At 41.3% G+C, this 13895-nt stretch carries 11 protein-coding genes; 8 read left to right on the top strand and 3 right to left on the bottom strand.

The features are described 5' to 3' along the window. Positions 1-17: 17 nt before the first annotated feature. Positions 18-2105, top strand: coding sequence for a polyribonucleotide nucleotidyltransferase (locus tag H8716_RS05340; RefSeq protein WP_249307519.1), 2088 nt, complete (start codon positions 18-20; stop codon positions 2103-2105). A 550-nt stretch (positions 2106-2655) separates the two neighbouring features. Next, positions 2656-5070, top strand: a complete 2415-nt coding sequence (locus tag H8716_RS05335) for a zinc-ribbon domain-containing protein (RefSeq protein ID WP_249307518.1) — start codon at positions 2656-2658, stop codon at positions 5068-5070. A 147-nt stretch (positions 5071-5217) separates the two neighbouring features. Here the strand turns inward: H8716_RS05335 and H8716_RS05330 are convergent, their stop codons facing one another. Beyond that, positions 5218-6603, bottom strand: coding sequence for an MATE family efflux transporter (locus H8716_RS05330; protein ID WP_249307517.1), 1386 nt, complete (start codon positions 6601-6603; stop codon positions 5218-5220). Between the two features lie 91 nt (positions 6604-6694). Continuing rightward, a complete protein-coding gene (locus H8716_RS05325; RefSeq protein ID WP_249307515.1) occupies positions 6695-7348 on the bottom strand; it encodes a Crp/Fnr family transcriptional regulator in 654 nt (217 codons plus the stop codon). Positions 7349-7435: 87 nt separating this feature from the next. Between H8716_RS05325 and H8716_RS05320 the strand changes: the two genes are divergently transcribed. The 4 genes from H8716_RS05320 (at position 7436) to H8716_RS05305 (ending at position 10609) form a co-directional block, all read left to right on the top strand. Further along, positions 7436-8119: an ATP-binding protein gene (locus tag H8716_RS05320; protein WP_249307514.1), complete on the top strand. Its 684-nt coding sequence runs from the start codon at positions 7436-7438 to the stop codon at positions 8117-8119. A gap of 89 nt (positions 8120-8208) precedes the next feature. Continuing rightward, the gene (locus H8716_RS05315; protein ID WP_249307513.1) at positions 8209-8538 is read left to right on the top strand and encodes a cupin domain-containing protein; all 330 of its coding nucleotides are present in this window, start codon (positions 8209-8211) and stop codon (positions 8536-8538) included. Beyond that, positions 8538-8969 (top strand): GyrI-like domain-containing protein, encoded by a 432-nt coding sequence (locus H8716_RS05310; protein ID WP_249307511.1) that lies wholly within the window; start codon positions 8538-8540, stop codon positions 8967-8969. Before H8716_RS05315 ends, H8716_RS05310 begins: the two co-directional genes overlap by 1 nt. Positions 8970-9049: 80 nt before the next feature. Continuing rightward, positions 9050-10609, top strand: a complete 1560-nt coding sequence (locus H8716_RS05305; RefSeq protein WP_249307510.1) for an alpha-amylase family glycosyl hydrolase — start codon at positions 9050-9052, stop codon at positions 10607-10609. Positions 10610-10752: 143 nt separating this feature from the next. Here H8716_RS05305 and H8716_RS05300 read toward each other — a convergent pair whose 3' ends face one another. Continuing rightward, entirely contained in the window at positions 10753-11778 is a 1026-nt protein-coding gene (locus tag H8716_RS05300) for a LacI family DNA-binding transcriptional regulator (protein WP_249307508.1), read from the bottom strand. Between the two features lie 209 nt (positions 11779-11987). On the opposite strand from H8716_RS05300, the gene H8716_RS05295 reads away from it, so the two are divergent. Both H8716_RS05295 and H8716_RS05290 read left to right on the top strand, forming a co-directional pair. Further along, positions 11988-12926, top strand: a complete 939-nt coding sequence (locus H8716_RS05295; protein ID WP_249307507.1) for an ABC transporter permease — start codon at positions 11988-11990, stop codon at positions 12924-12926. Positions 12927-12938: 12 nt separating this feature from the next. Beyond that, positions 12939-13835 (top strand): carbohydrate ABC transporter permease, encoded by an 897-nt coding sequence (locus tag H8716_RS05290; protein WP_249307506.1) that lies wholly within the window; start codon positions 12939-12941, stop codon positions 13833-13835. Positions 13836-13895 lie beyond the last annotated feature (60 nt).

The raw sequence follows: 13895 nt of genomic DNA, 5'->3' as shown, positions 1-13895 counted from the left end.
AGAAAAGGAGAATGACCATGTATAAGAGCTATTCCATGGAACTGGCTGGCAGAACACTGACAGTCGATGTAAATCGTGTAGCAAAGCAGGCAAACGGTGCAGCACTGATGCACTATGGTGATACCACTGTTCTTTCTACAGCAACTGCTTCCGAGAAGCCAAGAGAAGGGATCGATTTCTTCCCACTGAGTGTAGAATATGAAGAGAAGATGTACGCAGTAGGAAAGATCCCGGGAGGATTTAATAAGAGAGAAGGAAAAGCATCTGAGAATGCCATCCTGACCAGCCGTGTTATTGACAGACCGATGAGACCGCTGTTCCCGAAGGATTACAGAAACGATGTAACCCTGAATAACCTGGTACTTTCTGTAGATCCGGACTGTGCACCGGAGCTGACTGCTATGTTAGGTTCTGCAATTGCAACTGCAATTTCAGATATTCCATTCGACGGTCCGACAGCTACCACACAGGTAGGTCTGATCGACGGTGAATTCGTATTTAACCCAAATGCGGCACAGAAGGCAGTATCTGATCTGCAGCTGACTGTTGCATCTACCAGAGAAAAAGTCATCATGATCGAAGCAGGTGCCAATGAAGTACCGGAAGATAAGATGATCGAAGCAATCTTTGCAGCACATGAAGTAAACCAGAAAGTCATCGCATTTATCGATACCATCGTAGCTGAATGCGGAAAACCGAAACATAGCTACACCAGCTGTGCAGTACCAGAAGAACTTTTCGAAGCAATGAAGAAGATCGTTACTCCGGAAGAGATGGAAGTTGCTGTATTCACAGATGAAAAGCAGAAGAGAGAAGAGAATATTCGTCAGATTAAGGAAAAACTCACCGAAGAGTTCGCTGAGAATGAAGAATGGCTGGCTGTACTGGATGAAGCAGTTTACCAGTATCAGAAGAAGACTGTTCGTAAGATGATCTTAAAAGACCATAAGCGTCCGGATGGACGTCAGATCGATCAGATCCGTCCTCTGGCAGCAGAAGTAGATCTGATCCCTAGAGTACATGGCTCTGCTATGTTTACCCGTGGACAGACACAGATCTGCAACATCTGTACACTGGCTCCACTGTCAGAAGCACAGAAGATCGATGGTCTGGATGTGGCTGAGACAAGCAAACGTTATATGCATCACTACAACTTCCCAAGTTATTCTGTAGGTGAGACAAAGCCATCCAGAGGACCGGGACGTCGTGAGATCGGTCATGGAGCACTGGCAGAACGTGCCCTGGTACCGGTACTTCCAAGTGAAGCAGAATTCCCATATGCCATCAGAACTGTATCCGAGACCTTCGAGTCCAACGGATCTACTTCTCAGGCAAGTATCTGTGCATCTTCCATGTCATTGATGGCAGCAGGTGTGCCGATTAAGAGTGCTGTAGCAGGTATTTCCTGTGGTCTGGTTACCGGTGAAACAGATGATGATTACATCGTACTGACCGATATCCAGGGACTGGAAGACTTCTTCGGAGATATGGACTTTAAGGTAGCCGGTACTCATAAGGGTATCACAGCTATCCAGATGGATATTAAGATTCATGGTCTGACCCGTCCGATCATTGAAGAAGCCATTGCCAAGACAAAGATTGCTAGAACCTACATTCTGGATGAAGTTATGGCAAAAGCCATTGCAGAACCACGAAGCAGCGTAGGAGAATATGCACCAAAGATCATCCAGCTCAACATTGATCCACAGAAGATTGGTGATGTAGTTGGTCAGAGAGGAAAGACCATCAATGCAATCATTGAACAGACAGGTGTGAAGATCGATATTACAGATGACGGTGCGGTATCTATCTGCGGAACGGATAAAGAAAAGATGGCAGAAGCTATGGATATGATCCGTATCATCACCACAGACTTCGAAGCCGGACAGGTATTCACAGGAAAAGTCATTAGCATCAAAGAATTCGGTGCATTCCTGGAATTTGCTCCTGGAAAAGAAGGAATGGTACACATCTCCAAGATCTCCAAAGAGAGAATCGACAAGGTAGAAGATGTACTTTCACTGGGTGATGTAGTGAAGGTAGTATGCCTTGGAAAAGACAAGATGGGCAGAATCAGCTTCAGCATGAAAGATATCGAACAGTAAAAATACAACGGGGCTGTTATATAACAAACGATCATAAGGCAGCAATTTCATGTAATCATGGAATTGCTGCCTTTTTCTTTTTGTATGATGTCGATGGTTATGAACGCAGATTATATTTGTTTTGCTACTCACCTTTCAAATGCTTATATCCGCCCGTCGCTTAAACTCGCTTCGCTCAAACAGGACGCTCGTGGGCGGGCATTCTCTCAAGGTTCGTTAACGCAAAACTGCAAAAAATCTGCTTATCATGAACCATAGACATCATACATTGTAAAATATGATGTATTTCATGATTTACAAGAAATACACTTGCCTTTTAGCCATACCCAATGCCATGATTTGATTATGAACAGTTTTATTTTGCAGAATTATAAGACCATTTTTGCTAATTCTGTTTAATTACTATTCGGTAGTTAGTCAGTATTTCGTAATACTATTGAATAGTAAAATTACACAAGCTATAATTCTATATAGACAGGAACGTAAATTGTTTACTTAATAAATGGTTTGCTTATTTTGTACTTTTATAAATATGGAGTATGATAAATGTATGGCGCAAAGAGTAGATTTGACTGGGAATGTATATGGTAAACTTAGAGTTATTGGTCGAGGAAATGATTATATTTCTCCAGCAGGGGCACATTTAAAGCGTTGGGCATGTGAATGTGAGTGCGGAAATATTATTGATGTTACAACATCACAATTGAAAAGAGGGCTTTTTTCATGTGGTTGTGTTTCACGACGAGAAGATCTAACAGGTAATATTTATGGATATTTGACGGTAATGCATATGGCTGATGACTATGTCTCGCCCAAAGGAACTCATATGTCGAAATGGCATTGCAAATGTCAATGTGGAAATGAATTAGATGTACTTGGTATGAGTTTAAAAAATGGGAGTTGTAAATCTTGTGGTTGTATAATGCATAGCCATAAACAAGTTAAAGACTTGACAGGTCAACAATTTGGTAGTTTGTTTGTGATATCAAAAATTAAAAATATAAAGCCAACAAAATACCAGTGTATTTGTGAATGTGGAAAAAATATTGATATTTATCAAAAAGATTTGACATCGGGACGGAAAACACATTGTGGATGTAAAACCATAAAAAAATTTGAAAGAAAAACAAGAGTTGTAGTGCCCGAAAATGTTATCGGAAAGGTATATGGTGATTTAACAGTTGTCGATGAATTGCCGTCACATGTAACGCCAAATGGATCCAAGCAGCGAATTGTAAGATGCCATTGTTCCTGCGGAAATATTTTTGATACTAGGTTGACTGCAGCTAAAAAAAATAAAAAGTGTAGAAAATGTCTTAATTTAGAGCGTCGTACAGATTTATCTGGTAAACGATTTGGTAAGCTTACTGTCATTTCGATGGCAAAAGATTATTATTCGCCATCTGGATATAGACTTTCACAATGCAATTGTGTATGTGATTGCGGGACAAAATGTGTTGTAAATATGAGTAGTTTAGTTACAGGGGCTACTAGGTCATGTGGATGTTCACAAAATACTCGTGGTTTACTGAAAGACGATGAAAATGTTATGAAGAAATATGATTTTGAAAAAAATCAGAATATTGATTTAGCAACAATAACAATGGCATCTAATAAAAAAATATGGTGGAAATGTGAAAAATGTGGAAGAAGTTGGAGGGCTGTTGTATCAAGTCAAACAAATAAAAAGAAACAACATGGATGCCCGTATTGTTCTGGAAGATTAGTGATTAAAGGCCAAACTGATTTAGCATCTCAGAGGCATGAGTTGTTATTAGAATGGGATTATACTAAAAATGAAATTTTACCGGAAGAAATATCTTGCTTTTCAGGAAGAAAAGTATGGTGGAAATGTTGTGAATGTGGTCATTCGTGGCAAGCAACAGTTGGAAATAGAGTGAATGGATCTGGGTGTCCTAAATGTAATATAGAAAATGTAAATTCATTCTGTGAACAAGCTGTATTATATTATATAAAGCAACTTTTTCCAGATGCAATTAATAGTGATAAACTTGCAATAGGTATGGAATTAGATATATTCATCCCGTCTATAAATAAGGCAATTGAATATGATGGTGAAGTATGGCATGGTTCAAAACATAAAATAGAAATTGATAATCAGAAAAATGTATTATGCTTAGAAAAGGGAATAAAACTTATTCGTATTCGTGAGCCACGGCTTAAAGAAATGGATAATTGCGTTGTATTTATACGAAAAGATTCAACAACAGAACTGTCATTAACAGATGTTATTCATGAGGTTTTGGATTATTTATCCCCTGGTAATAAGATACAAGTAGATGTTTTGCGTGACACTTCTTTGATATTGGAACAATATGCTGTAAAAAAATATGGAAATAGCGTATCATTTTTGTATCCAGATATTGCAGCAGAATGGCATCCGACCAAAAATGGAAAATTGACACCAAATAAAATTAGTAAGGCTACAAATAAAAAAGCATGGTGGCTTGGAAAATGTGGACATGAATGGCAAATGTCTGTATCTGATCGTACATCTACATATGTGAGAAAAGATGGAACAATAAAAAAACCATATGGCTGTCCGTTTTGCAGTGGTAGAAGAATTTTAGTCGGTTATAATGATTTACAATCAAAACGTCCAGATATCGCAGCGGAGTGGCATCCAGAAAAAAATGGAAATTTGAAACCGACAGATATAATGTGTGGGAGTGGAAAAAATGTATGGTGGCTTGGAAGATGTGGTCATGAATGGAAATCTACGCCTAATAAAAGATGTAATGATAATGATCAATGTCCTATTTGTTTTAAAAAGAGACGAAGTCCATCTGTTATTTGTATAGAAACGGGACAGGTTTTTGAAAATGGGACGGAAGCAGCTAGATACGTTGGGTTAAAGAGTTCGTCTACAATATATAAATGTTGCAAAGGGGAGAGTAAAACGACGGGTGGATATCATTGGAAATATGAAGAACTTAATTTTTAATATAATGTCAGATATGTGTTTTCTAAATAATATTGAAAATTGAGGTATATAACGAGTTACAAAAAACACTTATAAAAAATTCTGGAATATAAAAGGCATCTGGAGAATTTCCATGATGCCTTACAATTATAGTGTTATTTTAGAAAATTATTTCCACCTTCCAGAGGAGAATAAAACGATATACAGCATGAACAGCAGCAGATTATGTGCAATCATGCATCCCCAGGCGGCAATCAGTCCAAAACCAAGGATCTGGGTGCAGATGAAAGTGCCAACGATGCGCACACCCCACATACCGATGATATTGAAGACAAATGGGATCATGGTTTTGCCAAGTCCCTGCATCATACCCTCAAGAACGATTGGTACGCCGTAAAATGGTTCTGACACGGCAACCATACGAAGCACAGTAGATCCCAGAGAAAGTACCTGAGGATCTTGTGTGAAGATTCCCATCAGGACAGGTGCAAACACAAAAAGCATACCTCCAGATACCAGCATCAGGCTGATTTCCATCGGAATAATGGTGCTGGACAGCCGATGGAGACGTTCATCATCCTGAGCACCTCTGGCATTGCCGGAGAGGGTAGCGGCTGCGGTCTGCATGCCCCAGCCAGGAATGTAAAAAGCAGATTCTACGGTATTGGCGATGGTATGTGCTGCGGTAGACAGTTCTCCCAGTGAATTGATCATGGAAGCAAAAGCTACGTATCCAAGGGAAGTGGCAAAGCGCTGCAGCATATTTGGAAATGCCACACGCAAGCAAGGTTTTAACACCTGAGGATCCGGTCGGAGGGACTGCCCTTTTGGCGAGACCACATCGTGATGCCATAGTTTCCACGCAATCAGGATGCCACCACAAGTGTATGCAATCGCGCTGGCTATGGCTGCACCTTCAATACCCCAGCCGGCACCTGGAACCGTGAGAATCCAGTTGCCAAGATGCACGGAACGGGTATTGTAGATCAGGAAGAAATTCAGCACAATATTGATCACATTCATGGTGATGCCGGCAATCATAGGAGATTTGGCATCTCCTGCGGAGCGCAGTACTGTCCCCAGAATGATATTCATGGTACGGAACAGCATTGGAGAATATAAAATCAGGAAATACCGTGCGGCCATATCCCGAATGGAAGGATCCACCCGCATCCATACCGGAACCAGATGGCTGCAGGAGCAGGTCAGCAGTGTAAAGAAAATACCAACCAGAATCGTAGAAAAAACAGCCTGTCCGGCTGCTTTTTTTGCCTGCAGGATCTTCCCTGCACCAATAGACTGGGAAATATAATATAAGAATCCGATCCCGATAGCGGAGATTGTACTTTCGATCAGCCAGTTGACGGTACCGGTGGAACCGACTGCTGCCGTAGCCTGTGTGCCAAGGGTTCCAACCATAGCGGTATCAATATATTGAACAGCCGTCTGCATAAACTGTTCAAGCATAGTCGGCCAGGCCAGAGAGAAAATCACCGGCAGCATGGCGCGGTCAAATTGAAATGGCAGACGGATAGAAGATGTCTTTTTATTCATGTATGTAGTCCTTTGTAAGATATATCAGATTTTATATTGGATAGTTTTGAACAGTCCAATGTCAGGCATTTTTGAATCTGAAATAGTTAAATTAGAATTCATCGTGCTTCAGTATGACGGTATTCTTATGGTATTCGATTAATCCGTCCTGCTGCATTTTTCCCAGTTCCTTGGACAGTGCACTGCGGTCCAGATTCAGATAATCGGCAAGCTGCTGGCGGTTAAAGGGAATCTGAATGGTGGAACTGCCATACTTTACAGACAATCTGGAAAAGTAGGTCAGCAGACGGCTGCGGATTGTCTTAGGTGAGGTACAGAAGATCCGGTTGGAAAGAAGGAGATTCTTCTGCATGGATACCTGGAGCAGATTCGACAGCAGTCTGCCATGCCAGGAAGCACTTTGGTAAGATGGATTTTGCAGTAACTGTACGTTTAGAAAAAGAACCTGACAATTTTCTACAGCGGTCACATCTACCATCATTGGTTCCTGGCAGAGCGCATAGGTTTCTGCAAAGATCTCTTCCGGATCAATCTGGCTTAATATACTTTTATTGCCCCACAGATCATGACTTTCGATATGAATGCATCCGGAGAGTAACACACCGATTTCATGGATCCGGTCACCCATATGGAAGATCCGTTCATTTTTTTCATAAGAAGTAATGTGAATACCGGACAGCTCTGACAGCTGATCCCAATCTTCATCGGTAAACCCCTGAAAAAGTATGGATTGAATTTTTCTCATAAAAACCTCTTTTTTGTGGTTATAACCACAGAATGAATAGGTTTATTATAGTATGATTGCATCAGAAAAGAAAGGGGGAACCTGAAAATGATCAGAAAAATTATTCAGATAGATGAAACACGTTGCAACGGATGTGGAGCCTGTGCAGTAGCCTGTCACGAAGGAGCCATTGCTATGGTGAACGGGAAAGCAAAACTGATGAGGGATGATTACTGCGATGGACTGGGAGACTGTCTGCCAAACTGCCCGACAGGAGCCATTACTTTTGTGGAGCGAGAGGCAGCAGCTTATGATGAAGCCGCTGTGCTGGCAGCAAAGAAAAAGCGGGAAGCAGGAAAACAGAATGCTGCGCCGGAATATGTCAGTGCCAGCAACGGGAATGGAGCGGAAAATGGTGCAGAATCTCAGCTTGTCCAGTGGCCTTGTCAGATAAAACTGGTTCCGGTACAGGCACCATATTTTCACGGCGCAAAATTACTGATTGCTGCTGACTGTACAGCTTATGCCTACGCCCGCATGCACCAGGAATTTATGAAAGATCATGTGACGATTATTGGCTGCCCGAAGCTGGACGGCGTAGATTACAGCGAAAAACTGACTCAGATACTGAGACAGAATGAGATCAGAGAAATAGCTTTGCTTCGTATGGAAGTGCCTTGCTGCGGCGGATTAGAATATGCAGCAGCTACAGCGTTAAAAAACAGTGAAAAAAATATCCAGATGCAGGTGACAGTGATTACCACAGATGGTAAAATAAAAGAAGTAAGGTAAGACGAACGTAACTGTTTCTCATTTTTGCGGTGAATAGTTATAAATAGAATTATTATGGAGAAACTATTCTCAGAAAGAAGGATACAATCATGACAGGAATGAAAAACATCAACAAAGCAGAAGTAATGGTATTAAAAGAACAGGTAGCATACCAGGATGGACAGGTAGTCAGCAAGACACTGGCGCAGAACGAGCATGTAAGTGTGACATTGTTTTCCTTTGACAAAGGAGAAGAGATCAGCACCCATAAGTCCGGCGGAGATGCATTTGTAACCTGTCTTGACGGCGTTGGAAAGGTTACCATTGACGGTGTGGAATACATTCTTAATGAAGGCGAATCCATCGTTATGCCTGCAAAACACCCACATGCAGTATTCGGACAGGAAAAATTCAAGATGCTGCTGGTAGTAATTTCCTAATGAACGAAAAAAAGTTATTTCGCATCGGTGAGGTGACACCGCATACCTATCTGGATCTGGAGTATGCTATCCGTAAGCTGGAAGAGAATCAGAAGGAATCTATGGTATTTCTTGGCAAAGTCGGTGTGGGAATTCCAAAAGAGAAACTGGAAAAACGGGATGTGGGGAATTACCAGCTCACATTTCTGGTGCTGGATGAGGAAGACTGCTACGAGGGTCAGACAGAAGAATTACCGGAAACCAGATGTGTTACCATACGTTTTTGTGGAAGTCACAGGGAAGCTGGTGTATACTATAAGAAACTGCTGGATTATATTGATGCACACAGACTGCAGATTACCGGATTTTCCAGAGAGATCACGCTGATTGATTATGGTATGACCAGTGATCCGGAAAAGTTTGTCACAGAGATCCGAATTCCGGTAGCCTGAATAGTTGCCGACAGGAAGGCACAGGTGCTGCATGAAGGTTTTAGCAGGGAAAATTCGAAAAATGGGGGGAACAACCACACATGAGTGAACGGACAAGACAGCCAAAGTGGCTGGACAATGCAGTATTTTATGAGATTTACCCGCAGTCTTTTCAGGATACCAATGCAGACGGTATTGGCGATCTCGAAGGTATCATTCGTCATCTGGATGATATTCAGGAACTTGGATGTACAGCTATCTGGCTGAATCCATGTTTTCAGTCACCATTCGGAGATGCCGGATATGATGTGGAAGATTACTGCCGGGTAGCACCAAGATACGGAACCAACGAAGATATGGCACGGCTTTTTGAAGAATCCCACAGACGGAATATGCATGTGATCCTGGATTTGGTTCCGGGACATACTGCAGTGACGCACAGATGGTTTCGGGAGTCTATGAAAGCAGAGAAAAATGAGTATACCGATCGGTATGTATGGACGGACTGTGTGTGGGAATCACCGGATGGCATGGGCTGTATCCGCGGTATTTCGGACCGTGACGGCTCCTGTGCAGTGAATTTCTTTTCCCATCAGCCAGCGTTAAACTACGGTTTCTACAAGCCGGATAAGCCATGGCAGCAGTCCTTTGATGATCCGGGACCACAGGCGACACTGGAAGCCATGAAAGACGTGATGCGTTTCTGGCTGAAGATGGGATGTGACGGTTTCCGTGTAGACATGGCAGGTTCCCTGGTAAAGAATGATGAAGAAGGAAAAGGTACCATTCGTCTCTGGCAGAATGTACGTGCATTCCTGGATGAAGAATTCCCGGATGCGGCAATGGTATCGGAATGGGGCGAGCCGGATAAATCCCTGCAGGGTGGTTTCCATATGGACTTTTTACTCCAGTTTGGTCCATCTCACTATATGGACCTGTTCCGCTGTGAAGAGCCATTCTTTTCTTCCAGAGGAAAAGGAAATATTGCAGAATTTGTACATACCTATCAGAAAAATTATGAAAAATCAGAGCGCAAAGGCCTGATCTGTATTCCGTCAGGTAACCATGATATGGCTCGCCTGGCGCGTAAATTGCAGGGAGATGAACTGAAAATTGCTTTTGCATTCCTGCTATCTATGCCTGGAGCACCGTTTATCTATTATGGGGATGAGATTGGCATGCGTTATGTGGAAGGGCTGACCTCGGTAGAAGGCGGCTATGAACGTACCGGCTCCCGTTCTCCGATGCAGTGGGATGACAGCGTGAATGCAGGCTTCAGCCATGCACCGAAGGAATGCCTCTACATTCAGCAGGATGCGGCAGCAGATCGTCCGACTTTAAAAGCACAGAAACAGGATCCAGACTCTCTGTATCATGAAATCCAGAAGCTGATTCAGATTCGTATGGCACATCCGGCACTGCAGAGTAAGGGAGACATCGCTTATGTCTATGCAGAAGAAAACGCCTATCCGCTGGCTTATGTAAGAAGCAGCGAAGAAGAGAAGATTCTGGTGGTTATCAATCCGGCAGCCAGAACGGTGGAATTCCCGTATGATGGACAGATTGGGGAGGTGCTTTATCAGTTTGGAAGAGGTTTGTCCAGTGATGGCAAAAAGATCATCATACAGGGACAAAGCGCTGTATTTGTAAAAATATCATAACTATTATTTTGCCTGGCTCTGAACAGTTACATCGATTTTAAGCTTTGAAATGACTGCATCGAAAAAAGATACAATAACATAACGAAAACAGAAATTCGCATAGCCGGCAGTATGGCAATTCAGCAACGCGGGGAGACAACAAATTAATTTGTTGTCTCCCTGCGAATCAGAACAGGAGCAATCTGTTTATGAATTGGCTTTGCTAACGGAGTAGGTTTTCGTTTTTTACGTTCTTCCATCTGCTGTACAAGTAAATCCATTGTTGTATGTGCTATGACATTGATCTGCTGACCGATGGTTGTGATCGGAAGTATTGCTTCATTAGCAATAGGAGAATTATCAAATCCGACTAATTCATAGGTGTCCGGCAGACAGCCATATTTTTGAAAAATCAGATTAAGAAACATATTCGCATAGGTGTCGTTCGCAAGAAAGACGCCCTTTTTTTTGTTTGGATGGCGCTCATCAATATTGGTAAAGATATTACGCATCTGTGCATAGAGATCCTGATAAGAATCACCGGAGACATCGAGGTGCAGTTCGTATGGAACACCATGTTCTTTGCAGGTATCCTCGAAGGCACAAATACGATTGTAAGCAGGAATTTCCTTTGGAACATCAGCGTTAATGTGGATCAGAATATCGCATTTGTCACGAATCAAAAGCGAGGTTGCCTGTAAAGCACCCATATAGTTATCCGTTGTCACACTACAGATGTGATCTGCTTCGCGTTCGATAGCGATTATAGGAATCTGATAAGAAGCAAGTTTTTCGGATGAGAGTGTGTGACTTAATACGATCAGTCCTTCAATTTGATAAGCCATCAATTCATCAATGTATTGCTGCTCCTCTTCTGGTCCATATTCACTGACAAAGACAAGAAATTTATAATGATAATCGCGATAACTTGAGAGAATTTGTGTAAGCATCTCGGAATAATAGTGCAGATAGAGATTTGGCACAATGATTCCGATAAATTCGCTTTTGCCATTGGCCAGAACCTTTGCAAGTTTGTTTTTCTTATAGCCCAGATCCTCAAGTGCCTGTGAAATTTTTTCCTGATTTTCAAGTGTCAGTGAATCAGGGTGATTAAAATAGCGCGAAATGGTTGTTTTGGAAAAATGTGTATATTCTGCAATATCTGCAAATGTTACCTGTTTCTTACCCATGTCTGTAAATCTCCTCTGCCATATAATAATATAAGTATAACAATCGTAAGGAAAAATAGCAATCAAAAAATAACCAGTTACGTAATCGGTAACTTTAATAAAGAAAAGTGTTGACAGAAGCAAAATATGGTAGTAAGATTCAATTATAAAGTAACCGGTTACTTTACCGGTTACATATGGACGTGAAGAGAGAATGGAGGGACAAATGCATGAAAAAGATGCAGAGACAAATGAAGTCTGCAGATAAGCGGACATTTGCAAGTAAAGTTTCTTATGTGAAAAGGAACTGGCAGTTGTATGTTTTTTTTCTAATGCCGGCGTTATTGTTGACGATTATTTTTAAATATCTTCCTATGGGAGGGTTGCTGATTGCATTCGAGGACTATAACGTAATCAAGGGTGTATTCGGAAGTCCATGGGTAGGACTGGAATATTTCAAGCGATTTTTATCATCACCAGACTTCACGAATTACTTGCTTAACACATTAAAGCTGAGTATTTACGGATTGCTTTGGGGATTCCCGATACCAATCATTTTGGCACTTCTTCTGAATAGAATTCGCAAGGAAGGAATCAAGAAGAAAATTCAGCTGTTAATCTATGCGCCAAATTTTATTTCTGTCATTGTACTTTGCGGTATGGTTCGTATGTTTTTATCACCGGTTGGTCCAATGAATCGTATTCTTGGAATCAGTAGTAACTGGATGACAATGCCGACAGCATTTAGAACAATTTATATTGCAAGTGGAATCTGGCAGGGGGCAGGCTGGGCATCTATCATGTATACGGCAGCCTTATCTAATGCAAGCAAGGAATTGGAAGAGGCAGCCATTGTGGATGGAGCAAATTTATTGCAGCAGATTTGGTATGTAGAACTTCCGGCGATCAAAAATATCATTGTGATTCAATTCATTTTACAGGCTGGAAATATTATGAGTATCGGATTTGAGAAGGCTTATGCTTTGCAGACAGATATGAACTTACCAGCCTCCGAAATTTTATCAACGTATGTGTATCGAATTGGTCTTTTAAATGGAGATTATGGATATTCTACCGCAGTCGGATTATTTAATTCGGTTATTAATGTCATTTTACTTATTTTGGTTAATTGGGTCGTAAAGAAATTAAATGATGGGGAAGGTTTATAGGAGGAACGTGAGATGGAAGCATCAAGAAAAATAAAATATTCAAGAAGAGACCGTCTGATCCTGGGCGTTGCAAATATACTTCTCGGAGCGTTTGTTCTATCAATTGTAATCCCGTTGGTATATGTGATTGCAGCATCGTTTATGGATCCAACAGTATTAAACAATCAGGGATTGAGTTTCAATGTAAAAGACTGGACTTTGGATGCATATCGTCGTGTACTGGAAAACGGAATGATCTGGAGAGGGTTTTTTAATTCTTTTCTCTATTCGCTGGCGTTTGCGGCAATTTCAGTATTTGTAACATTGCTTGCAGCATATCCGATGTCAAAGAAAGAATTTGTCGGCAGAAATTTCTTTAATGTTATTTTCCTGATTACGATGTTTTTTGGTGGTGGAATGATCCCTACCTTTATCTTAATCAATCAACTTCATATGGTTAACACCATATGGGCAATTTTAATCCCAGGTGCGTTTAATGTATGGAACATGATTCTTGCAAGAACCTATTATCAGTCTGTTCCCAAGGAATTGCGAGAGGCATCTTCCATCGATGGAGCAAATGAAATTCAGCATTTCTTTAAGATTATGCTTCCGGTATGTAAGCCAATTATTGCGGTACTGGCCCTCTGGTCTTTCGTAGGAATGTGGAATAGCTATTTTGATGCTATGATTTACTTAAATGATGCAAACTTACAACCGCTTCAACTTGTATTACGTTCGATCCTTGTACAGAACACTCCACAGCCAGGTATGATTGCAGATATTCAGAGTACAGCAGAGATGGCCAAAGTTGCAGAGCAGCTAAAATATGCAACCATTGTAGTATCAAGCTTGCCGCTTGTGATCATGTATCCTTTCTTCCAGAAATACTTTGACAAGGGAATGATGATTGGATCTGTGAAGGGTTAAGCAGAAAGGATGAGTATAGATATGTGGAATAAAAGCATAAAAAAGATAGTAATGTTGGGA

The organism is Jingyaoa shaoxingensis (genome assembly GCF_014385005.1).
Taxonomy (GTDB): Bacteria; Bacillota; Clostridia; order Lachnospirales; family Lachnospiraceae; genus Marvinbryantia; species Marvinbryantia shaoxingensis.
The sequence above is the reverse complement of the archived record's forward strand: the minus strand, read 5'-3'. Positions and strand labels throughout refer to the sequence as shown.